The sequence below is a fragment of the Scytonema sp. NUACC21 genome (assembly GCF_054684315.1).
In genome coordinates this window covers 210707-237473 of record NZ_BAAFZH010000108.1, presented here as the reverse complement: position 1 = coordinate 237473, position 26767 = coordinate 210707, and the positions used below count along the sequence as shown (strand labels likewise).

The 26767-nt window shown below is 42.8% G+C and carries 17 protein-coding genes and 1 pseudogene; 4 read left to right on the top strand and 14 right to left on the bottom strand.

The features are described 5' to 3' along the window. Positions 1–15: 15 nt before the first annotated feature. The 8 genes from ACYRY3_RS41545 to scyA all read right to left on the bottom strand — a co-directional run bounded on the left by ACYRY3_RS41545 (position 16) and on the right by scyA (position 10773). Complete coding sequence (locus ACYRY3_RS41545; RefSeq protein WP_460207686.1) at positions 16–939, bottom strand: TatD family hydrolase; 924 nt, start codon at positions 937–939, stop codon at positions 16–18. Between the two features lie 41 nt (positions 940–980). After that, the gene (locus ACYRY3_RS41540) at positions 981–1889 is read right to left on the bottom strand and encodes an EboA family metabolite traffic protein (RefSeq protein ID WP_460207685.1); all 909 of its coding nucleotides are present in this window, start codon (positions 1887–1889) and stop codon (positions 981–983) included. A 549-nt stretch (positions 1890–2438) separates the two neighbouring features. After that, positions 2439–3623: a scytonemin biosynthesis PEP-CTERM protein ScyF gene (gene scyF / locus ACYRY3_RS41535; RefSeq protein ID WP_460207684.1), complete on the bottom strand. Its 1185-nt coding sequence runs from the start codon at positions 3621–3623 to the stop codon at positions 2439–2441. Between the two features lie 159 nt (positions 3624–3782). After that, complete coding sequence (locus ACYRY3_RS41530; RefSeq protein ID WP_460207683.1) at positions 3783–5102, bottom strand: ScyD/ScyE family protein; 1320 nt, start codon at positions 5100–5102, stop codon at positions 3783–3785. Between the two features lie 191 nt (positions 5103–5293). Further along, positions 5294–6574 (bottom strand): ScyD/ScyE family protein, encoded by a 1281-nt coding sequence (locus ACYRY3_RS41525; protein WP_460207682.1) that lies wholly within the window; start codon positions 6572–6574, stop codon positions 5294–5296. A gap of 177 nt (positions 6575–6751) precedes the next feature. Continuing rightward, entirely contained in the window at positions 6752–7708 is a 957-nt protein-coding gene (scyC, locus tag ACYRY3_RS41520; RefSeq protein ID WP_460207681.1) for a scytonemin biosynthesis cyclase/decarboxylase ScyC, read from the bottom strand. Positions 7709–7719: 11 nt separating this feature from the next. Further along, positions 7720–8778 carry a tryptophan dehydrogenase ScyB gene (scyB, locus tag ACYRY3_RS41515; protein WP_460207680.1) on the bottom strand — a complete coding sequence of 353 codons (1059 nt, stop codon included), beginning with the start codon at positions 8776–8778 and terminating at the stop codon, positions 7720–7722. Between the two features lie 105 nt (positions 8779–8883). After that, the gene (gene scyA / locus ACYRY3_RS41510) at positions 8884–10773 is read right to left on the bottom strand and encodes a scytonemin biosynthesis protein ScyA (protein WP_460207679.1); all 1890 of its coding nucleotides are present in this window, start codon (positions 10771–10773) and stop codon (positions 8884–8886) included. A 1168-nt stretch (positions 10774–11941) separates the two neighbouring features. Between scyA and ACYRY3_RS41505 the strand changes: the two genes are divergently transcribed. From ACYRY3_RS41505 to ACYRY3_RS41495, 3 genes are all read left to right on the top strand, one after another. Next, on the top strand, positions 11942–13915 hold the full coding sequence (locus ACYRY3_RS41505; RefSeq protein WP_460207678.1) for a scytonemin biosynthesis sensor histidine kinase: 1974 nt from the start codon (positions 11942–11944) through the stop codon (positions 13913–13915). A 74-nt stretch (positions 13916–13989) separates the two neighbouring features. After that, the gene (locus ACYRY3_RS41500; protein WP_460207677.1) at positions 13990–14823 is read left to right on the top strand and encodes a response regulator transcription factor; all 834 of its coding nucleotides are present in this window, start codon (positions 13990–13992) and stop codon (positions 14821–14823) included. Between the two features lie 438 nt (positions 14824–15261). Then, the gene (locus tag ACYRY3_RS41495) at positions 15262–16146 is read left to right on the top strand and encodes an SGNH/GDSL hydrolase family protein (protein ID WP_460207676.1); all 885 of its coding nucleotides are present in this window, start codon (positions 15262–15264) and stop codon (positions 16144–16146) included. A gap of 421 nt (positions 16147–16567) precedes the next feature. Here the strand turns inward: ACYRY3_RS41495 and ACYRY3_RS41490 are convergent, their stop codons facing one another. The 6 genes and pseudogenes from ACYRY3_RS41490 to ACYRY3_RS41465 all read right to left on the bottom strand — a co-directional run bounded on the left by ACYRY3_RS41490 (position 16568) and on the right by ACYRY3_RS41465 (position 22056). Continuing rightward, positions 16568–16894, bottom strand: a complete 327-nt coding sequence (locus tag ACYRY3_RS41490; RefSeq protein ID WP_460207675.1) for a hypothetical protein — start codon at positions 16892–16894, stop codon at positions 16568–16570. Positions 16895–16916: 22 nt separating this feature from the next. Further along, a pseudogene (locus ACYRY3_RS41485) lies at positions 16917–17354 on the bottom strand (ABC transporter permease); the annotation flags it as partial. 57 nt (positions 17355–17411) lie between these two features. Further along, positions 17412–19229, bottom strand: a complete 1818-nt coding sequence (locus ACYRY3_RS41480; protein ID WP_460207674.1) for a glycosyltransferase — start codon at positions 19227–19229, stop codon at positions 17412–17414. A 294-nt stretch (positions 19230–19523) separates the two neighbouring features. Continuing rightward, positions 19524–20687, bottom strand: a complete 1164-nt coding sequence (tal, locus tag ACYRY3_RS41475; protein ID WP_460207673.1) for a transaldolase — start codon at positions 20685–20687, stop codon at positions 19524–19526. A 71-nt stretch (positions 20688–20758) separates the two neighbouring features. Beyond that, a complete protein-coding gene (locus ACYRY3_RS41470) occupies positions 20759–21445 on the bottom strand; it encodes an HAD family hydrolase (protein WP_460207672.1) in 687 nt (228 codons plus the stop codon). A gap of 56 nt (positions 21446–21501) precedes the next feature. Then, complete coding sequence (locus ACYRY3_RS41465) at positions 21502–22056, bottom strand: general stress protein (protein WP_460207671.1); 555 nt, start codon at positions 22054–22056, stop codon at positions 21502–21504. Positions 22057–22937: 881 nt separating this feature from the next. Here ACYRY3_RS41465 and treS point away from each other — a divergent pair. After that, positions 22938–26294, top strand: a complete 3357-nt coding sequence (gene treS, locus ACYRY3_RS41460) for a maltose alpha-D-glucosyltransferase (protein ID WP_460207670.1) — start codon at positions 22938–22940, stop codon at positions 26292–26294. Positions 26295–26767 lie beyond the last annotated feature (473 nt).

Below are 26767 nucleotides of genomic sequence, written 5' to 3'. Positions count from 1 at the left end.
CTAACTACTAACTCTTTATTCAATAAGGGCATATTCGCGGTTGGGCTCTTCTACTAATGGTTTTTGTCCCCGCAGTACGGAGTTACCATTAAACAACTGGCGTTGATCTATTGGTGATGGGTTGAGCCAGTCGGACTCTTGCATTTGACCGCTTTGGCTGTAAGCAGCAAGTGCGTTTTCATAACACACGGCTTGCACGTGAGCTTCTGGAATTCCCCTTTCTAACATCAACTGGGCTGTTTTGGGCACGGCTAGGGGATCGCTCACTCCCCAATCAGCGCTGCTGTCTACGATAATGCGATCGCATCCGTATTGACGTACAATCTCGACCATACGAGCATTACCCATTTTTGTATTGGGGTAGATCGTAAAGGCTGCCCAAAATCCACGATCCAAAACTTCCCGCACGGTTTCTTCGTTGTTGTGATCTACAATCACTTGTGATGGTTTTAATCCGTGTTCCAGACAGACATCCATACTGCGACTGGTTCCTGCCTTTTTGTCTCGGTGGGGCGTGTGGATCATCACCAACATATCTAATTCTTTTGCCAACTCCAACTGCAAGCGAAAATATTTGTCTTCTGCTGGAGTCATATCATCGTAGCCAATCTCACCAATGGCAACAACACCTTCTTTACAAGCGTATAGGGGCAAAAGCTCCATAACTTGCTCTGCCAATGGCTCGTTATTTGCCTCTTTGGAGTTTAGTCCAATTGTGCAATAATGCCTGATTCCAAACTGAGCAGCTCGGAATCTTTCCCACCCCACTAAGCTGCTAAAGTAGTCTTGGAAAGAACCAACGCTAGTACGGGGTTGTCCAAACCAGAATGCTGGCTCAATCACCGCCACAATTCCAGATTGCCGCATCATTTGGTAATCGTCAGTTGTGCGGGCACTCATGTGAATGTGGGGATCTATAAACATCATATGACCGTTCATATTCGTATCTTGGTTAATGGTTAATGGTTAATGGTTAGTGGTTAGTGGTTAGTAAAACTACTAACTAATAGCGTTTTCCAAGAAAGAAGCCCTGCTTGAATTTCTGCTTGTAAGTTTGGATAGCGATCGAGTAACTTTTTAGCTGAGGGTTCAGGACACTCGGCGCACGCAAGAGCAGCCGCTCTTTGTTGAACGGGGTCGGGGTTTTGTATCACTCGCTCCAAATCCGGTAACATTGATGTGTTGGCAAATCTCCCGACCAATCGCCAAAGTTCGGGAGATACTGAACGCCCAGCTGCCCAGCGTTCGTGAGCGTAATCAGTTAGCATTCTGGCTAGTTCCGAATTGGCACGCCGATCCAGCCCTTGGATGAGATGTAGAGGACTACCTACAAACAAAGCTTTGAGGACTATCTGATTCCAAGCGATGTCATCAAGATACTCTGCTGGATAGGGATTGCGTAAAGCAACAGCATTGAAAACCGCTGTCATGTTGCTGCGAACTCCCTCAGCAGCACGAGCGCGAAACTTTTCTGGATAAGGTAAAAGTGGTAAAGCTTGGTAAAGAGCAACAAGTTCTCCTACATCGGCTGCAGTAAAAACTTGCTCTAAAGTTTGCAAGAACTTGTCTGAGTCGTCTTGAGGTAAAGACAGGACTAGGAATATTCGGGCTGTTTGGTCTACACTCCAATGAGTGGGCAACCAATCTGCCTTGATGCCGGAAGCAACTTCCAAGTCTTCTGCAGTTAAGTTTAAGTCACTTTTACCTGTGTAGCGCGGTACAGCACTGAACGCACTGAAAAAAACTCGCACTTTGGTACCAGTTCCTATCTGCTCTTTTTTGGCATCTAACCAGTCGAGAGTTTCTTTAGCAAGGCGCTGTTTTAGCCAGCTATACAGTAAGTCAGTAATCTTAATATTGGTTTTTTCTAAACAAGTTGTAGAAACCATAGTAAAGAATTAATGCGAGCTTGATGAGCTAAAAAAGTAAGTTGATAAATATATTGGTTAAACGACTAAAACAAAAATTCAGTATTCATAAGATATTTGGTTAATTAAACTGAAAATATTGGTCTATTTGCTTTTACTTATACTGTCATAAACACTGCGTATTCGCCAGTTATCTAGTTTATTTTCATCAAAAAAAAAATTAAGAATAATATAATTTTGTAAGTAATTATTAAAAATTTACAAAAAATAAGAAAATAATGTGTAATAAAGTTTATTCTGTTTGTTGAGATTTGTTAAAAATTATGTTTGGAGTTAAACTGTTCATCAAATAATAGTACGAAATTACTATAAACGGATGAAAAGTTGATGACAAAATGAATGTGAAGTTAAGTAGTGGGCATTGCCCACCACTTGAATATTTGGTGGACATTGCCTGGTAAAGAGGTTAGGGGTTGAGGAAATGCAAGATTATGAGTAGGGTGAGCATTAACCGCTGTTTCAAAGTGTGGTAAGCAGTGCTCAGCCTACAAGATTAAATAGGATTTGTAGTTATCCTTCTAAACCAGTTACTAACTTGCGTTGCCGATGTTTCCGCAATTGGATAGCAGCAGCCCCAGCTACTACCGCACCTAAACCTAATATGGAAGCAGGTTCAGGTACCTTGGCTGCAGGTTTGTTGTCCACGTTTAACACTTGGACGCGACCTTGGAAGAAATCACCCACGTAGAGTTTGCCTCTGTCGTAGTGTAGACCAGCAGTCCAGTTAAAGACGCCTGGTTCGAGGACGAGAGGATCGCCAAAGGGAAGACCACCCTGGCCTGGAGGCGGCACAATTTCGCCCGCAGCATTGCGGGCAGGTTCACCAAATGCAGTGAGGAAGTTGCCGTCCTTATCAAATACCTGAACGCGGCTGTTTTGAGAATCAGCTACGTAGATGTTTTCGTACTCGTCCACTTCTACACCGATTGGCTCTCTTAATTGCCCAGGTGCGGAGCCCCGTTCGCTAAAGGCAAACAGAGCATTACCTTCGGAATCGAGAACTTGAATGCGACCGTTATATTGATCGCCTACATAAATTCTGCCAGTGTTTGGGGAAACGGTTATACCCGCAGGTCCTACAAATTGACCTAGTTCGTTACCACTGCTACCAATAGTTTTAATTAAATCCCCAGTGTTACCATCATACACCTTAACTACATCAGTGCTAAAGTCTGTAATCCATACGTTCCCCTTTTGATCGAAGGACATACCACCAGGTCCGAAGAATAACCTACCTTCTACAGGACCGCCAAATGAACCGTAGGATCTGATGTATTCACCAGTGTTAGGATTGTATACATCAATTTCGCTGTTGAAAACATCACCTATATGCAGGTTGCCTTGAGAGTCAAATTTTAGGTCTGCTGGCTCGTCAATCCCTTCTCCACGTCCTTGGCGACCGCTGCCAACTGACCTCAGATAGTTGCCCTGCTGGTCAAAAACATCAACCCGGTTACCGACATTTGGGTTAAAAGAACCGTCCGGGTTGAGACCGCGACCATTGCTTACAAAGAACAGGTTAGTCGAGTCTTGCACTCCTACACCCTGGGGAACAAAGAGTTGTCCGGGAGCTAAGCCAGGACCACTAATACTTCTATCGTATGTTAAGGTGACAGCTTTAGCTTGGGCAGCTACTGTCGATACCATAACGCCAGCACTGACCAAGGCAATTGATAAATTCTTTACTAATCCCATGATGAAGTCCCAGTGTTACGAGTTATACTCTTACTTAGGTTTTGTCGTTCCCGGATTTTGTCTGGGAACTTTGAATTTGGGTTGCTGCCTTTTTAAAGACCTTTTTGGGCAGCAACTTATTTCTTAGGCATTTCTTGGAAAGAGCCAAAAAACGAGGAATTAGAGAGTTTCTACCTTAGCTAGTAAATCTTCTTGGCGCTTGCGCTTCAGCATCTTAGCTGCAAATCCAGCAACTGCGACCAAGCCGACTGCAGTGGCAGGTTCGGGCACTTTCTTCGCTCCACCCTCACCTTCTTTAAGGTCAAAAGCGAGGACGGTTCCTTGTTTTGCGAATCGGCTGCCAGCTACGGCGTACAATTTACCATCCGGACCAAAATCTAAAACACTAGCTGCACCCAGTTCTACACCACTGTAGATAGTTTCGCGAGTTCCATCAGCAGCTAGTTTAATGATAGAACCGCTCTTATCTCCGCCCGGTGCAAGAGCTTCCCATTCTGGAACGTTGTAGTGTTGCAACAAATACAAGTCGCCTTTTTCATCAAAAGCTAGGTCAGTGAGTTGGGTAAAGCCCTCAGCAACTGCGGTGAATTGCTCCAAATCATCGCTGATTTTCCAGACACGTGCTTGTCCTTCTGGATATGGGAAATAAGTGTATTCCGTTGCGTATAGAGCACCATCGGGTCCAACTTTGATACCCGTAGGTACTGATTGCTGTGTTGGCTGAAAAGCAATTGATTGTTCTGGACCTAGACCCAAAGCCTCAGGGCTTGGGAAATTGAGATTGACTGCGGGTTGCTTGGGGAAAGCATTTGCTTTAAGAATGCCTTCGCCATTCAGTCCCACTTTGTATATGACATTTGCACCCCCATCAGTAACGTAAGCATAACCATCTTTGATTGCTAGACTGTAGGGGTTAACAATCAAATCTGTGCCGTCGGGATTATTTTCAATTTCATACTTTGCAAAATCGGCAAGGCTTTTCCTCTCACCAGTGTTCAAGTCTATTTCGTACAGCTGTGCGAGGGTAGGGGATTCCAGGATGCTATCCCGGTTATTGGGATCGCCAGCCATGCCATATACTAGATAAGCTTTACCGTTATAAAATTGAAGATCCGCAGGACCCGCACCCTGATCTTGCAATGGTTGCTGTGCTAAAGATGGAAGATTGCTAAGGATACGTTCTGATGAGCCGGTTGCTACATTAACTCTGGAAATAGCAGCAGTATCACCAGTACATATAGGAACGTATTGAGTACTTGGTGATGGCGTACATCTTCTTCCACCATCACCATCGCCGCCTACACCACCTTCTGGTACGTAAAGAAGGCCGTCGGGACCGAAGGTAGCATGATTTGCGTTATCAAAACCGCTAGCAACTACTTCGGGAGTTCCCTGGAATGATGCAGCTTGTGCAGCACTTGTTCCGCTCGCCGCAGCACAAAGCGTGAGAAATGCAAGGGCAAATGACTTAAACTTCATACGTTTAAATTGAGAGTTGGTAGTTTGTGGAATGTCTTATCAGCGTTATTAAGAATGAACCCCGGTAATCGGGGCGTAAACATCAAGCGTCTCCTGCTACAGTTCTTCCCTTTTGAGAGAAACTAGCATTGTCAACTTGAAGCTTTTTACCCAGGAGTGAGGAGTCAGGCTCTTGTGTTGGGCAAAACTTTTTAGCTATTCTTCACCAGTCCATTTACGAGTGCTTTTCGCTTACCTTTATGCAACTGATAAAAGCCCAAAGCACTTAATATTAGGACGCCGAGTGTGGAAGTAGATTCAGGAACAGATTTTGAGTTGTTCACTCGTAAAACTTGCCCTTGTCCCAGGCGACCGCTCCGGTTTGTCACATAAATTGCACCATCAGAACCAATTGTCAGACCACCAGGTGCTTCCAATCCATCACCACTTAGGAGTGTTGTACGACTGCCATCGGGTGCTATTTTGATGAGAGAACCTTCTAGATTTCCTTTCCAAGCAGACTCATTAGCATACTGCAAGGCATATAAGTTGCCTTCTCCATCGAAAGCAAGGTCAGTCAACTGCGTAAAGCCATCTGCGTAAACTGTTGGTTGACCATCAGAACCAACTCTATAGATTTTCGCCCCACCCTCTAGAAATGGAAAACCAGTATATATGCTTACGTAATAAGCACCATCTGAACCTTTAGCAACACCTGTAGGTACTGCTTGAGTGGAAATTTCCGTGAGTGGTGGTGGTTCGGGAGAATCTGGTACCTCTGATGGCTCAACAGATGGGGTGTTGGAAGGTGGGAAGACTGGATTCGTGATGGTTTGCTTGGGAATAACTGCAATCGCCTGCAAATTACTCCCATCCGTGCCTACACTCAGCAAGTCGTTTGCACTTGAATCAACTAAAACAAAATTATTTCGATCTATTAAGAAAGATATCGGGCTACTACTTATATTTTCCCCATCTGGATTATTAGCAAGTTCATAGCCTGCAATGTCAGCAATACCGATCCAAGAATTTGTCTCAAAGTCGGGAGCAATGATTTTCCCAAGGTCAGTATTACTTAACGTAGCGTTACGAGCGGCTGGATTAGCTCCCAACCCTATCAGAACATAGGGCTTTCCACTCGCATCAAACAGTATATCGCGAGAACCGGCAGCTTGAGATCCACTTGGTGCTGCAATGGAGGGAAGCCCTGTGAGGACACGCTCTTGTTTACCATCCTTAATTCTTGTGACTGCACCGCTTGCTCCATAACATAGGTTATCACCTTGACCGCTTGGAGGTGGAACGCAAGCTCCATTCCCTCCCTTTCCCGCTTCTACAACATAAATACTACCGTCAGGACCCACGCTTAGACCTTGTGCATTGTCAAGACCGTCAGCAAGCACTGTAAACGATGCAGCCTCTGCTGCTTTCATTCCACAAAAAGTGGCAACGCAAAACGAAAGAAATGTAGTCGAAAGTTGCTTCAGTTTCATCTGTTACAACATGAGTTGAATTTGGATGTTGGTGGTTGAATTTTGCATTGCTCAGCACAAGCAATAACGGCGTTGTCACCCTGACGATTGTTTAAATCGTGGTTGTAGAGACGCGCTGTTTGAAGCATCTGTACATAATTAGTTAATTTTGTTATTTACTTAACTATTAACCACTAATTATTTTGCTTCTGGCATATAGCTCAGACCTTGAGCTAAATTATTTAAGTTACCTGCTTTGGCTTCCAAAAGACGTTTGATGTTCAAGCTTTCAGAGCCAAAGTCTTCGATCTGGAGTTTCCCGTGAGGCAGTTGTTCGCCTACTTTCCAGAATGCGATGCGGTGCTGGATGAAGCCGGGAGCCTCAGGGTCACCAAACGCATAGGATGTGGGAATAAGTAATACTACACAGCGCTGATAAAATTTGTGGTCGGGATAATAGTATTCCTGTTCCAACAAGTGCCATTTGCTAACAGGTTGCGATCGCAGGGTCACTTTTACCTTTTGGTCATATTCATCTCGAAATTCACCCGACTGAGGAGCAATATCTCCATCTGCTCTCAGCAGGTGTGCCCAGTCATCCATCGTCCGCAGATCTGACAGAAACTCGACCCCCATTTCTATCGGGGCATTAACATAGATAGTGTCGGTATCAATGTAGTAACGTCCTTTTGCTGCGGTCGTAAGACCAGCCTTGCGTTCCAAATTACCTTTGAGGGAACGGCACTCGGAAGTGTGGACCGTGTGAATTCCCTCCATAATTAATGGAGAGCGCCGTTTTGGATCGACAAAGCTGATCCAGTGTAAGTACACGCCCTTTTCATCTGTTCCCGGCTCAATGTAATCGGGAGAGAAAAGCAGGACAGGATAAACCTGATAATATTTCTTATACTCTAACCCGCAGTGCCACTCAATACCGTGGAAAACCGGGTGTTCCAGTTTTTTAACATGATAGTAGAGCCTTGTCTGATAACCAGATGCAGTTCCAACCCAAGTATCTTCGTCAACTTGCTCTTGCATCCGGCTATAAAGTGTCCACTCGTCGAGGTTTTTTAAACTACAGAGGTACTCATAAGCAGTTTCTGGCGCAGTCGCAATAAATGCGGATGTTGCAAACGTATTTTTTTCCGTTACCATTTCTTACTCCTTTACACTACAGCCACAGCCTTGAGGTGTCTTGCTTTTTTGATTCTGTCCTCTGCCAACTGCTTGGAAGCATCGTTGGTTGTGATGTCCTGCTTTTTCGCTCTGTCAAAAATTTCAAGTAGAGTGTCGTAGATATTCTTTACTTGCTGGAAAGCTCTATCTTCGTCGTAGCCAATCATCTCGTTGTAAACGTTGATGAGCCCGCCTGCATTAATAACGTAATCAGGAGCGTAAAGAATTCCTTTTGCGGATAACATTTGGCTGTGGAGTTGCTCAACTCCCAGTTGGTTATTGGCAGCACCAGCAATAACCGATGCTTTGATGTGAGGAATTGTCTCACTATTGAGAATTCCCCCTAAAGCACAAGGAGAGAGCACATCTACGTCTAAGGAGTAAATTTCTTCTGGTTCAACAACAGTTGCACCATAAAGACGCTTGACTGGCTCTGTCTTTTCTGGGCTGATATCAGTAACAAATAGCTTTGCCCCGTTCTCATGTAAGTGTTGGCACAAATTGCTACCTACATTTCCCAAACCTTGAACTGCTACTTTCAAACCCTTCAAGTCTTTGGTCTGCAAACGAAACTCTACAGCAGCTTTGAGCCCTAGAAAAACACCCCATGCTGTCACAGGAGCAGGTCCTCCAGACCTTTCTTCTACCCCCACTACGTATCGAGTTTCTTTACTGATGGTTCTCACATCATTGGGGGTGAGATTCACATCTTGACCTGTGATAAAACGCCCGTTGAGTCTTTCAATAAAACGTCCGTAAGCTCTAAATAAATCTTCACTCTTATTTTCAGGATGGGCAATAATAACTGCTTTCCCACCACCAACTGGGATGCCCGCACAAGCAGCCTTGTAAGTCATACCACGGCTTAAACGTAGAGCATCTCTGAGTGCAGCTTCTTCATTAGGGTAGGGCAACAGCCTTGTCGCGCCCATTGCAGGTCCCAAACTAGTGTCATGTATGGCAATAATCGCTTTGATTTCTGGGTCTTTGCCATTACAGAAGAGCACTTGCTCGTGACCCATTTCTGTTACTGTTTCAAATAAGTTCACTATTTGTCTCCTCACATTCGTCATTTGTCCAGTGTCATTCGTCCTTTGTCTTTAATCCTTTGTGCTTAGAAAAGTAACTAATGACAAAGGACAAAGGATTAAGGACTAAACATTTGGAAATGAAACATTTGGAAATGAAACGGTCTTTTCGCTAGAAGCTGCTTTGACTCCCTGTGCTGCCAAACCAGCGTTTCGTCCTTTGGATGGTGCGCGTTTATCGGGGTCAATAATGACATCAACCACGAATGGACCGGGGGCTGCCATTGCCTTTTCTAGTGCAGCCTCAAGATCGGACTCTTTGTTGATGCGGATTCCTTCAGCTCCCATACCCCGAGCAATCATGACAAAGTCTGCCTCAGGGATTAATGGATCTGCACCCGTGAGCCCCAACATTGCCATACCTTGATGGCACATATTGTAGCGAGCATCGTTGAGTACAATCCAGACAGCGGGAATTTGGTACTTGACAGCAGTGCTGATTTCGTTATTCATTAGCATTGCTCCATCCCCAACAATAGCTACAGCTTTCTCATTGCGTCCAAGGGCAGCTCCGACAACTCCTGTAACGGCGTGACCCATTGCCCCAACCCCGGTGCTGACACGGTAACGGTTTGCTTGGTTAAATCTTAAAAGGTGAGTTGCCCAAGTAAAGGAGTTACCACACTCAGCGAGAACTATAGCATTGCTACGTTCAACAACTACCTTTTGAATTGCCTGCATGAGGGCTTCTGGTCTGACTGGAGAGTCTGGACCTTCTGAAAGAACCTGCTGTTCGGGACGGGGTAAGTTAAAAGCTTTTATGCCAGCACTTGCAATTAGGTGCTCGTGTTGCAACAGTGCTTGTAAAAAGGTTTTGACATCAGACTGAATAGCAAAGGTTTCAGCCTTTGAATAGGCTACCCCAGGTACTGTAGGGTCAATGTCTACATGGATAAAGCCTCCTGGAGGAAGCAACGTCTCATTCCAGAAAGAAGTTGGCTCGCTCAAACGCGTTCCCAGCACAAGCGTCCGGAAAGGAGTTTGCTGTTGCATATAGGTGAAGACAGAACCATGACCGCCCAAACCTGTAACGCCCACAAACTGGGGATGGTCTTCGGGGAAGATGCCTTTGCCACGAGGGGAACACATAACTGCCGCTCCAGTCATTTCGGCAAGTTGGCGAATTTCTTCTGCTGCGTCACGAGCACCAAAACCCAGCCAGATGGCAAACGGTCCTTCTGAGAGCAATTCTGCAGCTTTCAGAATAGCTTCTTGGCTGGGTGAGACCAAAGAGCAGTAAACTCCTTTGTATGAAGGCATCTCAGAGAGTAAACTTGTTTGTACGGCAGTGGGAATGCTCAAATGAGCAACGAAACCTCCAGGTTGGGATAAACCCAGAGCCAATTTGCGAAAAATCTGCGGAAGTTGTGCAGCGTTTTCTACAGTAGTTGCGTAGTTGAATATCGTCCCAGATGTAAAAATTCCATTACTGGGCAATGTTTCGTTACTGGTTTCCTGAATAGCCCACCGTCCGCGTTGTGGTGCTGAAGTACAAGCCGAGAGCAAAATCACTTTTGCACCTTCACCACGGGCAGCAAATAACCCCGTCAGAGCGTTGGTGATTCCCGGTCCTGCTGTCGTGAAAACTGCTGCAGGGCGACCTGTGGCAAAGTAGGTTTCAGTTGCCGCAAAGGCAGCTCCTGCTTCATGACGGAAGTTTAGCACTTCCAAGAGGCTGTTCGATAGGGAACCCCAAAGAGTTGCCATCGCACCGCCTGCAACACCGTAGGCAGAGGTTACTCCCAAAGCTTCCATCATTCTTGCGATCGCATCCGCAACCGTAAGACTGCGTTGTGTGTCTTCCACAACAAGAGTGGCTATGTTCGTATCCTTCGATTGTCCGTTGGCTTGGTGCTTACTGCTATTCGGTGCAGTTTGTACACCGCCATTTGGTTGGTATACCTCGTATGGCTGAGCGCCATTATTCGAGATTGTTTGAGTATAGTTTTGGCTCATTGCTTCTACGTACTCCCTGAATCTTGGAGAGGGTGCCAGTTAGCTTGCTTAGCTGCGCTTTCACTCGCAGCCTCCGGTATTTGTCATGCCAAAGTTTGCTTCTTTTAAAGGGCTCACCATATTTGGTGAATCCTGAGAACGATATCTCTCCGTTTTCTTGATAGTAAATAAATCTTTACGTTCAAGATAAAACAATCAAGCCTGTGCTTATGGAAACAAGACTACAAAAGCTCAAGACCTTGCTGCAATGAAGAATCTTTTGATCGGGTTATCAATTTTTTTGCTCTTCATTGTGCTAATTTTAACGCTTACTGAGAAAGTTCTAACAACTTTCTTCTGTCTTCTGATAGATTAAGCCAATCAGTTATAAAATTTATTTGTATAACTTTAGACAGATGACAAATTTATTTTGACTTCTATCTCATCAATACTAAAATTTAGTTGCAAATTCTTCTTGAGAGATTTAATTATCTGAAAAGAAAAATCAAGTCAATTGGGCAACTATTGCAAATGGGAGAAGTAGGAAACCTACTATTCTTAATAAAATCTTAATATTTTAGCCAAATTTCCTCAAAATCCACGATTATTTGTATAATATATAACATTAAATTTGGATCTGCCAAAACGCTGTTGCCATATACACTGGCAAGCTTTACACAGGCTATTTCCGTTGGTAGATGCTTAGAGATACATACTATAGGTGTTCAACTTAAGGCTATCTCTTATGACGGATGACTTTGTAAATAATTTTGTAGTTGAATTCATGAAAGAGTTAATTAAGAGAAGTTACGCTGATGAAAGAAAGTGTCTTTCCATGAAAATGATAGCTATTTCACTTTCGTCCCAAATCAACTGCATTTATAGTACTTTAGTACTATAAATGCAGGTTTAGCTCTGTGCTTCAGAGCTTAAAGTTGTTTGTTAAAGTTTTTGCTTCCTACAGTCTTGTACAAGCTACAAGTAGCTGTTGAGTTAAACAGCACAAAGCTAGTCGAAAGCATTGGAAGTCTCATTTTTTAGTGTTTTTGTAAAAATATATTAATTTTTCTTAAAACTCTGATAAGTTAATCTTTGGGGGAAAAAATAGCCCTAACAACTTAGGAAATCTAGATTACAAGCCCATTGATCGCCACAATGATGGTTCATGCAAATAAGCGGGAGGGGGGCGATGTCTTTTGGCGACCATATGTTATTTGAATCTAATTCTCAATCGGCCCAAGAGCCAGAAGAAAAGTTCCAATTTGGACACATTTTAATCAATCAGGTTGCAGACGCCGCATTCTGTTTGGATGCAAACGCTCACTTTCTCTATGTCAATGACGCCTTTTGTCAAATGACAGGGTATTCCCGTCAGGAATTACTCCTGATGACACTCCAAAACATAGACATAGATTTTTTGCAACAAAATTGGTCAGAGCAATGGGCAACCCTTAAACGGCAAAGTTCCATTACCTTCAAATCGCGACACCAAACCAAAGCAGGGAGAATTTTTCTAGTAGAAATTACTATTAACTACGCAAAAAACCAAGGTAGGGAGTTTGGTTGCGCTTTTGCCCGTGACAACAGTAATGAATTAGTAGAATTAAGTATGCAACGTTATGCTACTAAGTCCTTAGATGTTCAACAGGATTTGCAGCAGGACGCTATTGAATACAAAAAAACAGAAACGGAACTAAAAACATCTCTTTCTCTATTGCGTTCTACCTTAGAATCCACGGTAAATGGTATACTTGCAGTAAATATTGAAGGGAACTTTCTTTGCTATAATCAAAAGTTAATAGAGATGTGGCAGTTGCCACCATCCGTCAATCTTTCCAAAAAATGTAACCAAGCTAAAACCTTTTTTGAGAGTAAGGTTAAGGATGCAGAACTTTTTCGCAGGTCTGTTTGGGAGAAGTCCAGCCAATCAGATGAGGAGAGCTACGATTTAGTAGAACTGAAAGATGGCAGGGTATTTGCACATTACTCTAAACCACAACGGCTTGGAGACAAAATTATTGGTAGAGTATGGAGTATATGGGATGTTACTGAATTCAAGCGAACGGAAGAAGCCCTCAGGCTGAATGAATCTAGATTTCGTACTTTGGCAGAAACCACAGCAGCAAGCATCTTCCTCATTTATGATGGATGCATTTGCTATGTAAATCCAGCTGCCGAGAGCCTTACGGGTTACCCAAGAAAGGAATTGCTAAATAACTTTGAAGTTAAAAGACTTATTAAAAATAAAAAGCTGAGGCAAGTTCACAAACAGGATGGATCTGCCTGTGGTGAATATCAGGAGATGCAGATTCTGACGAAAAACGGTACAGAACGTTGGCTGGCTTGCACGGTGGGATCGCTTGATGGAGTGCTGGATTTTTCAAATCACTCAGTTGAGCTAGTTACAGCGATTGATATTACCGATTATAAGCAGGCAGAATCAGAAGTTCGCCAAGCCCTCGAACAGGCAAAACGGCTCAGCGAACTCAGGGAACGCTTTGTCTCCATGCTTTGCCATCAATTCCGCACCCCTTTGAACGTTGTCTCTTTTTCCGCCGACTTACTCAGACGGCACATTCATAATTGGACTGAAGAAAAAAACCGCTCTTACCTCGACTTGATTCAAGTTGCTGTTCAACAAATTAGTGAGTTACTTGATGAAATTTTACTATATGGTCAAGCAGAGTCAGCAAAGTTGATATGCGAGCCCAGACTAATTAACCTAAATAGATTTTGTCTGGATATAGTAGCACAGATACAGTCAACCAGTGGTAACCAAAAGTTAGTTGACTTTGTTACTAACGGCGTCTGTAATAGTGCTTATGTAGATCCAAAGCTGTTACAGCATATTTTAACGAACTTGCTCTCAAACGCTATCAAGTATTCAGCGCCAGGGAGTCAGGTGGCTTTTGAACTCACTTGTCAAAGTCAAGAAGTCATTTTTCAAATCAAAGACTCTGGTATCGGTATTCCAGCTGTAGATCAGCAACAAATCTTTGAGCCATTTTATCGTGGCAGTAATGTTGACAGTATACCTGGTACTGGGCTGGGGCTTTCGATTGTAAAAACCCTTGTTGACCTACACGCAGGTGAAATTTCTGTAGAAAGTGTAGTTGGTGCAGGCAGTACTTTCACCGTTAAGTTGCCATCAACTTGCTCGTAGTTCCTCACTCTATAAGTGTTTCCTATAACTCGAACCTTGAATTCAGCAACTACCACATATTCTGGTGATTAAACATGATGCAGGAATCGTCAAAAAAGATTTTAATTATTGAAGATGATGTAATGACTCGCAATATCTTCGTGGACGGTCTTCAAGCTGAAGGTTTTGAAACGATTGGTGCTGAAAATGGTAGTGTTGGCATCCAAAAAGCACAGGAGTGTGTACCTGACTTAGTGATTTGCGATATTAAAATGCCAGATATGGATGGCTTTGGTGTCTTGACTGCACTGCGTCAAGATCCTGTCACAGCTATTGTTCCTTTCATTTTTTTAACTGGTAGTGATTCTAAAGCATCTCTTCGTAAAGGTATGGAGCTTGGAGCTGATGACTACATCACCAAGCCATGTACAGTCCAGCAGTTATTAAGAGCTATTTCCGTCAGGTTGGAAAAACAAGCTAAACTCATCCAGTATTGGTATGCTGCTTGCTACCAGCAACTCGCACAGCCAGTCAATGTTGCTAATGGTTCATCAGAAGCTTCTTCTGAATCTATCTTTCCATCAGTTCCCCAGTTGAAAGAAGTTTTTGAATATATAGAAGCAAATTTCGATCAAGGAATCACGCTTTGCGATGTCGCTGAAGCTGTTGGTTACTCTTCAGCTTACTTAACTAACCGAGTAGCAAAAATTACAGGAGAAACTGTCAACGGTTGGATTGTTAAGCGCCGAATGACTGCCGCACGATCCCTACTCCAAAACACAGATCAAACTATTGAACAGATTGCTTCTGCTCTTGGCTATCAAAATGCATGCCATTTCTCACGACAGTTTCGTCAACACCACGGTATTCCACCTCAAAGTTGGAGAAAAGAGCATCTATTAACTCGGCGCTGTAAAGCTGAAGTGTAAAACTGGGCTAACCCCTGCCTAACTCACGCATCAGTTTACACTGGTGGTGCAATTAATCCTGTTTTTCTCTATCTCTCCAGCCTTTAGGATGGAGAGTTTTCAGTTGAACGGCATACTGTAGCTGTAGGCGTACCTGCACGTGTTGTCAAAAACCGAAAGGCTCAGCAACAACTCGTGCAATCTGCTGTTTGAGGATAAAAGCTTGATTCAGTAGGTCGGTATGAAATTGAAAGCTGAAAAAAATCAAAATCAGCCCTATAGTGTTCGGTTTCTTACACTCACCTCGCTAAATGATTTGTTAGAGTTGGAGAGTAAGCCAATCAGCATTGCCTGTAGGCAGTAAGCTAAAAGATTTAAATAGGATTGGATTTATATACCCCATAAAAGCTCTCCTTTTTAATGCTGAGGAGAGCTTTTAAACGAGAGGTTTTATTTCAAGTGAAAAAACTATTTCTTGTAGCAGGACTTGCTTTTTTATCTTCCATTTTGGTTGCGATCGCAGCTCCCATGGAAAACTCTGATATGACACAGACTTCTCATCAAATAAACAAACTGTATGTGTTTGGTGATAGTCTCTCAGATGCTGGTAACGTATTTCAAGCAACAGGTAGAGCCTATCCTCCAAACCCTCCCTACTTCCAAGGACGTTATTCTAATGGTTTGGTTTGGGTAGAATATCTTTCCTCTAAATTGGCAACTTCTGAACAAAACACTAACTTAGCCTACGGTGGTGCGACAACCGGAACGAATGGCGTAAATGGAATACCAGGTTTGCTAACGCAAGTTTATGGTTTTACAAAAACAAATCAACAGCTTAGTCCGAATGCTCTTTATGTCCTTTGGGCTGGAGCAAATGACTATCTTTACAGTGGTGCCAATCCTACAGTAACAGTCAATAATATATCGGCAGCTATTCAGTCACTCTCAAAAGCAGGTGCTAAAAAAATCTTGGTTGCTAACTTACCCGATTTAGGAAAGCTTCCGGCTACTTGCAATAGTGGCAATGCCAGCGCTCTCAGTTCTTTGACAACTGCCCACAATCTTGCTTTAGCTAAGTCTATTGAGGAGCTTAACCAAAAGTTAGGTTCTAAAACTCAGATTACCATTCTTGATACCTACTCCTTATATCAAGAAGCTATTAGAAAACCGGAGAAATTTGGTTTAACGAATGTAACCAGTGCTTGTTCAAATAATTATACTGTCTGCGATAATCCAGATAAGTTTTTGTTTTGGGATGGTATTCATCCAACAACAATGGCTCATCGAATCTTGGCAGAAGCAGCTTTAAGAGCTTTAAAAACTGATATTGTTTTGCAGCAGTAGGTATGAGTAGAGATGTAGCATACTACGTCTCTACACCTGTAACATCGGCATAAATAACCCTTTAGCCCATGCACCGACTTACTTACATTTCAATCAATCTCCAAATAGCTTTCCCAGAAATCTCTATTAGTAAGTTCAGGTAGCGTTTGCCTGTAAAGATGCTTTAATGTAGAAAAATCGAAAAATATTGCTAAAGACACTGCCATTGTCTTTACGAAAACTCTAAAGAACTCTAATCGGGAAATTTTCACAACAAATCCCTGCTGATGGATTAAGTTGTAATACAAAGCTTTTCTCGCTCTAAAAACATTTATAGGTCTGTAACCTTGCATGGGAGAAATTTTATATCCATTGCCCGTCGATTTACTATCTTTATGAAATAGGAAAGAAGGCAAAAGATGCCCATTGAAAGTCATGAATCTTATCCAACGATGAAAAGTCTTCTCTGTTTCCCTACGACTTTCCTCATACTTTCCATATATAAAAGGTAGCTCTGGATTTTTACAGCTTTTTCTCCCATTTTCAAAACTTCCATATTTTTTGCTTTAGGGTCAATTGTTTTCAGATAGTAAGGACCCTTGAGGAAATCAGAAGCTGCCTCTAGAATAATATCTGCCGTTTTATACCTGTAGCAAAATGCCTCTCTGAGACTACACTTGATAATCAGCTTTATTGTATCTAGCTTATTAAAGGTATCAGAACAAAGAACGTTTAAAATCAGTTCATTCCTTTTTAGATAATAGTCCATCACTGGGGAATATTTATTCTCTAAGGCTTTTAGACTTGACTAACGTCATAATTGTGAGTAATGGCAATACTCCAAGTGCAAACTGAAATACATTTGCTCCAACAAGCGAGACAGGGAAAACACTCACGGGTAAGCGAATTTTGTTCAACAGCGCCCCATTGTTCACCACACTCCACAATGCTTGTGTTGTACATGCTGAGAAGAAATTAATGACTACCAGTCCTGTAAACACTGCCAGCACGTAGTTAAAAATTGAATTGCTATAGTAAGACGCAAATGCCGTCCCAAAAATTGCTGTATAGACTCCTGTCATCAAAAGTGGATTGAGGAGCGACCAATATACCCCTAAAAACGAACCTCGATAACGCACCTTGAGGTTCCGCGCCACTAACACTTGTAGCAATTCCCAGTAGTGTTCTACTTCCGACTGTCTGAAATTCTGTTTCCAGGAAAGGAGCATTTCCACACACCAATAATAGTTTAGAAATTAAAAATCTAAGAAATGAAGTTTAAAGGCTCAACAAGTTTCCCCACTAAAACTAGCTTTCCCAAGATTGAGTTTGTGCAGGTTTAGCCCAGCACTCCAACCATCATGCATCCCGTCGGAAGCCTGCTGAATGTACTGAATTAAAGTTGAGTTTGGAAGACGATGGGTAAATTTAAGACGAATAATTCTCAACAGACAACGATAAATTAAAAGTAACCCCAAACGAGTGATAAAGATAAGAAACGGAATTTTTTTTAATCCATGTTTTAGAGCAAAGTAAGTTGTATTTTTTGCTAGAGAATACCAACAGGTAAGGTGTTTTTGGTCAATGCGATTGTGACTGGGTTGAGGATAGTGATCCATAATAACATCAGCGTAGTGAACTTCATACCCTGCCTGAATCAAGCGCAAGCAGACATCTGTTTCATCAAGAAAGTAATCAAAAAACTCATCGTAGCCGTTAATTTTTTCAAGTAAGTCTTTGCGAAAAGATGAGTTAGTACCCATTAAACTGTTGAACCAAAAACCTTTTTGTTGGTTAAAATTGGCAGCTTCAGCAGAACGGATCGCGATGGTTTCGCTGAAAATATTGGTGATGCCATGACAGAACTGTAGGGGAAAGCCCGGACGAGTTAAGTCTCGAACTCTACCTCCTACCGCAGCGCATTTGTCACCGTGTATTGAATAGGTAATCAACAATTGTTCTAGCCATTCAGATGGCGGAATTGCATCATCATCGAAAAAAGCAACAATAGAGCCTGATGCTAATTTAGTTCCTATATTCCGGGAGTAGCTGATGTTTTGTTGCTCAACTTTGAGAAATTTCAGTTTGAATCTATTCTCGCTAGTAGATAACCGATAGACTATTTCAGTTGTTTTTGTTGTAGATGAAGCATCAATGACAATCACTTCAAAGTTTTGATAACAACTCCATTCAAGTGATTGAAGAGCCTTTTCTAGAAAATTAGGGCGATCGCTCGTACAAATGATGATAGAAACTAGAGGAAACAACGGAGTTGGGCTTGGTTTTGGTATTTGCGATAACTTAAGCTTATGAATTTGCCAGTATATTTGCCACATTTGGCTTCCGGTTTTAATAACTGCTTTTATAAGAACAAAGGGATTGATTGAGACAGGCACGTACCCATTACCTGTAAAGTAGTAAACCTGTTTTGCCAGATGTAGAGCGTAAAGTTTAGGATGTTGGCAGTTCACTAGGGCAACATCAATAGGCTTATGAAACCAAGCCATCAGCCAAAGCCAAAGACGACCTATTAATTTCTTAGGTAAATCCCAGAGATTTAGTTTTTGTTCGACCTCCATCTTTCTTAAAACCCGGCTTTGGAAAACATCTTGATATATGGGAGTTTGAACAAACACTTTAGCTTGTGTATGAATAATTTCTTCTAGAGAATATTCAATATAATTAAGTTTACCTGGCATTGGCCCCCAAACGCCCTTAATAAAATCTTGAAAACCATTCATGGAAATCTCAGCTAGAAAGTAACGTCCCGTAGCAGCGTAATAAACTAGCCGAGGAATACTGACGACAACTCTTTTTAATACCAGATCGGGTCGGTGTTTTTGCCAACAGTAACAAATATTGCGCTCATCGTAATAATGAATCCAGGGTCTGCATTTAAAATCGGGTGAACAGTGCCAAACAATTGAAGCAGGATTGACTGCAACAATCCAACCGGCTTTTTTAGCTCGCAAGCACCACTCTACATCATCAAAGTGTAAAAAGTAATTTTCAAACACTCCGATTTGCCGAACAACTTCACGGCGCACTAATAATGATGCTGCTGCACAAACATCTACATTGTAGTAGGGTTGCCCACCAATCATCTATTTACAACAAAGTTGTAGTTGTAGTTGTAGGGTGGGCACTGCCCACCAATCATCTATTCGCAACAAAGTTGTAATTGTAGTACTGTGTCCGCACTAAAATGTTGGGTTAAGGCTGCAGGGGTGCAGGGGCGCTCCTGAGAAAGAAAGCAGCCCAATCAATTGATTAATTCCTACCCAACAAATTAAGCTAGACGCAATACTACAGTTTGTTGTTGTTATTAAATGGTGGGCAGTGCCCACCCTACTTTTTTAGGTCATACCTATGAAAGGAGGAATCCCTCGAATATTTATTTAAACAGGCGAGAGCTGTTTAATCTTCCCTTCTAATGATTTCATCAAGGAGTTGAAGGGCTGAACAAACTTCTCAATTCCTTCAACAAGAAGTTCATCCATTACTTCGTGCAGATTAATGTTGATGTCTGGGTCTTTGAGATTTTCGAGCAGGTTGTAGGCTTGGTTTACATCAGTTTCAATACGATTCGCAGGAGCACAGTGATCGGCACAAGCCTCAATTGTGTTTGGTGGCAAAGTGTTAACAGTATCGGGACCAACTAACTCATCTACGTACATAACATCACTGTAGTTGGGGTCTTTAGTACTGGTGCTAGCCCATAAGAGCCGCTGGACTTTGGCACCTTTTTGTACCAAGGCTTGCCACCGATCGCTCTTAGCAATCTCTTTGTATTTCTGGTAAGCGATTTTAGCATTAGCGATCGCCACTTTGCCTTTCACTGCCCTCAACTTCGCCTCCAAGTTGAGATCGTCAACGCCCTTGCTAAGTTTCTGGTCGATACGCTTATCAATGTTGCTATCAATCCGGCTGAGGAAGAAACTCGCTACAGATGCGACTTTACTAATGTCTTTACCTTCAGCTAAGCGCTTTTCCAATCCCCGAATGTAAGCCCAGAAAGTCTTTGCATAATTGTCAACTGAGAACAGCAGAGTGATATTGACATTTATCCCTTCGCTAATAACCTGCTCAACAGCTGGCAAGCCCGCTTCAGTACCGGGGATTTTGATCATCACATTCTCACGACCAATTTCTTGAAAGTAGCGTCGGGCTTCCTCAATTGTCGCTTGAGTATCATGGGCAATGGTTGGCGGCACTTCAATACTAACGTAGCCATCTAAACCATTTGACGTTTCATAGACAGGTCGTAAAATATCACACGCATTGCGGATATCTTCAAAAATCAGCGACTCGTAAATTTTGTAAGTTGGTAAACCCGCTCGGATACCAGCTTCAATATCGGCGTCGTAAATCGCGTTACCAGCGATCGCCTTTTCAAAGATAGCTGGGTTAGAGGTAAGCCCACAGATCCCTCCATTCTCAACCAGCCCTTGGAGTTCCCCGGACTGAATCATGTCACGGGTCAGATTATCCATCCAGATACTCTGACCGTACTGTTTTATCTCTATCAAATGATTATTTGATTTGGTTGCCTTATCTGTCATTGTTAGGGTCCTGCCAGTTGTATTTGTCATCCTACTAGAGAGTTAACGTGTATTGCGTTTGCTCTCAATATCTAGCTTTGTACTTGAGTTAAAGAGCGTTTCCCAAAAGGCGAATCATTGTAGTGAGCCAACAGATCGGCGGGATCGTTGTAGATCGCCACAGCACTTTTTAGTGAAGCATCGTCAAAACCGCCGCAACGCAATGCAATCAGATCGACTCCTACCGCATTAGCTGATTGGATATCGTAGGGTGTATCGCCCAGCATCAAAACTTGGTCGGGCTTCATCTTCAGCTTGTCCAGTGCTGCTTCCACAATATCTGGTGAGGGTTTAGATGCTTCGGCATCGCTGGATGTAGTGGCTTCATCTAGCAAATCGTCAACCTGAGCGGCTTTCAGCAACACCGAAAGTTCCTGACTAGAAGCCGAGGTAGCAACAATGAGGCGCAATCCAGCATCTTTCATATGCAGTATTAATTGCCTTGCGCCATTAGCTGGTGTCAATTTAGGGCCAAAGTGGTTGATAATCAGTTCTTTGCGTCGCTCGGCGATTGCTTTTCCTTCACCCTCCTCTTTCGTAAGCCCTGGTACCATTCTTGGTATGACTCGATCGCTACCCATGCCAATCAGTGGTCGAACTCCCTCAAAAGGCACTTCATAGCCAAATTCCTTGAATACATCAACCCAGGCTTGAGCATGGGCATCGTTGCTTAAGACCAGCGTGCCATCGACATCTAAAAGTACTGCTTGTGGAGCCATATTGATATTTTCGTTAACATCGGTTAACAATTTAGAGGTGTGTAGGATAAGTTAATTTACGCTGTCGGGGAATCATAAATGCCCCAATATTGAATATCGCGATCCTTCAGAATTCTCTCTGCTGTTTGGAGATCTTCATCTGTGCCTTCTAGAATCGCTAACAATTCACTTTGATGGATGCGATCGCTGTAAATTCTGGCTCGTTCTTCAGGAATACCTAAATTAGCGATCGCATTCACCACATTATGAGATGCTGCGGCTCCTACAGCAACACCCCCAATACTGCTTGCTAAAGCCACACCTAGGGAACCTGCTGCTAACACTGCTCCCAAGCTCGGAAGTGCCAGACTTGAAAGACCAACTAAAACGCTACCCCAAGTTGTGGCTGTGAGAGTATCTCCAACTACTCCTGCGGCAGTATTGACATTTTCCTGACCTATTTGCGAACTCATCTCAGCATTAGCAAGGTGTTCGCCTTGGTCAACGTCCTTAGCAATAATGGAGACTTTCTCCATTGGAAAACCCGATGCTTTCAACTCATTCAGTGCTTGCTCTGCTACTCTACGACTGCTAAATACTCCCAGGGCACGTTTTTCATGGGTTACAACCATATCTTCCTCATATTTGCTTCTATTCTCAGGTTAATGCACTTATACGCATTATTTTTTGTAATTTCTTTTACTATTTTTGGCAGCAAAGCTGGAAAATTCATCAATCTCAGGGCTTACACAAGTTGAGTTAGGAGTAGAGACAAACAAATTCACGATTAAGTCGGTCAACAGAATTTATGTTGAGAGTTATTAGTTATTTGTCCTTTGTCCTTTGCTCAAGACAAATGACTAATGACAAAGAACAACCCTTATTTGTAACGATTGATTTATTACACTTGATTGCAATTCAGTTGTAAGGGCGAACAACCGTTCGCCCCTACCTACACCTAAATGAACAACTTCTTTGTACTTTATGGATGCTGCAAATTGCCAATTCATTTGATTAACAAATTAAGCTTTACTCATTTAACGAACGTCTATCCCAAGAACTAAATATTGTTAAATGATTGTGGGTCAAAATATATAAATTTCTTAAGCCCTCGCCAAAATGTAACATAAACTACATTATAGAATGTTTGCTTTTCAATGTAGGTAGACGAAAAGAAAAAAAGCCGTGTTAAGAAATGTAAAAAGATTAAATTTGACAAATGACAAATGACAAAGGGTAACCCTAACTAGATAATTTTACTTGTGACAACCCTACTTACTAGCACTGGCATCTGTTGAAAATTGTTTATTTGGTAAAATTACATCAATCAATATTGCTCTTACCTACGTTAGATGGGCAACGTAAGTATTTCAGCTATGGTCTTAACTGATACCGTTACATTAGCCAGGTTAATTAACATTCAAGTTAAATCTATGACCGAAGCCCCCAAGCGGGCTTTGGCTCTGGTAAATTCACTTTTACAGGTGCTCGCCTAAGAACGGTTGAAAGAAAAATGCAAAACTCAATCTTGAAAAACGATCCTCTTTGGTTTAAAAACGCAATTATTTACGAAGTCCCTGTTCGCGCCTTTGCGGACAGTAATGGTGATGGTATTGGCGATTTTCGGGGACTGACAGAAAAACTGGATTATCTGCAAGACTTAGGTGTCACTGCTATCTGGTTGCTGCCGTTTTTTCCCTCTCCACTTAAGGATGATGGTTACGATATTGCCGATTATACCAACGTTAACCCAATTTACGGTACGTTGGAAGACTTTCAGGAATTGTTAGAGGCTGCCCACCAACGAGACATTCGCGTCATTATTGAATTAATTGTCAACCATACATCCGACCAGCATCCTTGGTTTCAACGGGCACGTCGCGCACCTAAGGGTAGTAAAGAACGGGATTTCTACGTCTGGAGTGACAGCCCAGAAAAATACAAAGAGGCGCGGATTATTTTCAAGGATTTTGAGACTTCAAACTGGGCTTGGGACCCGATAGCCAAGGCATATTACTGGCATCGCTTCTACTCCCACCAGCCAGATTTAAATTATGATAATCCTGCAGTTCGGCAGGCGGTATTTGAGGTTCTCGATTTTTGGTTGGCGATGGGGGTAGATGGGTTGCGTCTGGATGCAGTGCCTTACCTGTACGAGCGAGAAGGGACAAACTGCGAGAATTTGTTGGAAACCCATCATTTCTTAAAGGAACTGCGATCGCACATTGACGGAAAATACTCCAACCGCATGCTTCTGGCTGAGGCAAATCAATGGCCTGAAGATGCAGCCCAATATTACGGGGCAGGGGATGAGTGTCACATGAACTTTCATTTTCCCCTCATGCCTCGCTTGTTTATGTCATTGCGGATGGAAGATAACTTCCCCATTATTGATATTCTCAACCAGACTCCATCCATTCCCGAGAACTGTCAGTGGGCTGTATTTCTGCGTAACCATGACGAATTAACCTTGGAAATGGTGACTGATGAAGACCGGGACTATATGTACCGGGTATACGCACAAGACCCAGTAATGAGAGTTAATTTGGGTATCCGTCGCAGGTTAGCACCGCTTTTAGGAAATGACCGCCGTCAAATAGAACTGCTGAACAGTCTGCTATTGTCTCTTCCAGGAACACCCGTGCTTTATTACGGGGATGAAATAGGTATGGGGGATAACGTTTATGTAGGCGATCGCAATGGTGTTCGCACCCCAATGCAATGGAGTTCGGATCGCAATGCTGGGTTTAGTCGTGCCAACCCTCAAAAGCTGTATTTACCAGTCATTGTTGATTCAGAATACCATTACGAGGCAATCAACGTAGAAGCACAACGTGGCAACCCCAATTCCTTATGGTATTGGACTAAACGCCTGATAGCGACTAGGAAGCGTTTCCAAGCATTTGGTTTGGGCAGTTTTGAATTGTTGCATCCTAAGAACCGCAAAGTTCTTGCCTTTACCCGAACTTATGATGGGGAAACAATTTTAGTAGTGGCAAATTTGTCCCGATTTGTGCAAACGGTGGAATTAAACTTATCAGCCTTTGAGGGGCTGGTGCCAATGGAAATTTTTGGTCATACAGAGTTTCCGGCAATTGGGGATTCGTGTTATTTCCTCAGTCTCAGTCCCTATGGATTCTACTGGTTTGCATTATCGGTCAAACCCAGTCTCACCTTGGCACCTAAACCCCAATCTGAACTTACAACATTAGTTGTAAGCGGTCAGTGGCAAAATGTTTTTACCCAAAGAGAAGCAAAAGCCACTTTAGAGTTGATTTTGCAGGACTACCTCTACACCTGTAAATGGTTTGACAGTAAAAACCTGACTATTCAATCCACACATATCACCGAGACAGTCTTAATGTCCTATAAGGACACAGAGGCTAAGATAGTTTGGTTGCGCTTGGAGTACATCCAGGGAGATCCTCAAACCTACCTCTTGCTCTTTGCTTATGCAGAAGGTGAGCAAGCAAGGGGGATTTTAGCAGAAAACCCTCAAGCTGTAGTTGCTCGCCTAGAAGTTCAGGGCAGGCAGGAAGTAGGGATTTTATTCGATGCGACAGCAGACAAAAACTTTCTCTCTCTATTGGTGGATGCAATTACTCACAATCGCTCCTACAAGGGAATGGCAGGAGAATTGGGGGCAACTGCAACGGATCTGTTACCCCAATTGAGTGGAGATACCTACCTCGAACCAACCATTCTCCAGGGAGAATTCAAGAATACTTATGTCGTTTATGGAAATCGCCTGTTTCTAAAAATCCTCCGCAAACTTGACGAAGGGATGCATCCCGATTTAGAACTGCGGCGTTTCCTGAGTGAGAAAAAACGCATAACACACTTTGCACCGATTGCTGGGGCATTAGAGTACCGCAGTTCAAACAGAGTAGGGGCAAATCTTGCTCAACCTATGACCATTGGAATCTTGCAAGAATATATCCAAGATACCCGCAATGGCTGGGACTACACCCTGGATAGCTTGCAGGACTATTTTGACCTTGTAACGACGCAGCAAGCAGATATTGAAGAGGTACCCGTTCCTTCAGGTTCTCCATTAGAATTGCTGAGTCTTGAAACTCCGGAATTGGTTAACCAAACCATTGGTTCCTATCTTGTAAGTGCCCAACTACTGGGTCAATGTACGGCAGAACTCCATATTGCTCTAACCTGCGATTTCGAGAATCGTGACTTTGCACCTGAGCCATTTTCATCATTTTACCAACGTTCCATTTACCAATCCGCCCGCAACTTAACAGGGCAAGTCTTCTTGATATTAGAAGATAAGCTCAATTCCTTGCCATCTCATACCCAAAAACTGGCACAAACCGTTCTGAATCGCCAACAGGAAATTCTGGAACGTTACCAGTTAATCGTGAACCAAAAAATTACTGCCATGCGTACCCGTTATCATGGGGATTTCCATTTGGGACGCGTGCTGTATACGGGTAAGGATTTCATCATTCATGACTTTGAGGGCAGTGAGGGTCGCAGTTTGAGCGAACGGCGCATGAAGCGTTCTCCCTTGAGAGATGTGGCAGGAATGCTACTATCGTTCCATTATGCTGCACAAGTCGGGCTTCGCAATGAAATAGAAAGTGGAATGGTTCGCACTGAGGGCTTGCCCTTAATAGCAGCCTGGAGTCAGTTTTGGTATGGGTGGGTGAGCGCTGCTTTCCTGAATAGTTATCTACTGACCGCTGGTGAAGATACATTCTTGCCAAGCACAACTACAGAACTGCAAGTGCTTTTGAATGCCTTTATTTTCGAGAAGACCATCTATGCATTGGGTTCTGAAATTAGCGCTCGCCCCGACTGGGTAGAAATTCCCCTCCAACTGATCGTACAGATGTTGCCAGAGACTCTCAGATAAAGGGTTTCCAAATAAAAAGGTCTGCAAAAATCCCTTGAGGGACTCTTGGGGATCTCTTGTAGAACTCTTGTGCAACTCTTGTGCAACTCTTGTAAAACTCTTGTGGGACGGGCGAGACGCCCGTCCTTCAACCCAATCTCAAATTCAAGAAGTAAGTAGGTGGGCGGGAATAAGCAGAACTATATTATAAAATGTCAATACCCCGGAAAGCCTTACTAATGACAAATAACGACCATTCCCAGTTACCTTTTTTCATACCGACCTACTTATTTCCTAGCCTATTCCTATTGGATTAGCAACTTTCTGCCCTTAGAGGAAGTTGTGTAGAAAAATAAAAGTTATCCTACCATTATTAATTTAATCATTTTTGTATTTCAAAATCTAGTGAATAATGAAATTTTTGAAGCTCCATCTTTTTGCAAGTAATAGTTTTCAAATTTTACTCAATTAGATTGATATCTCCTTAATTTATC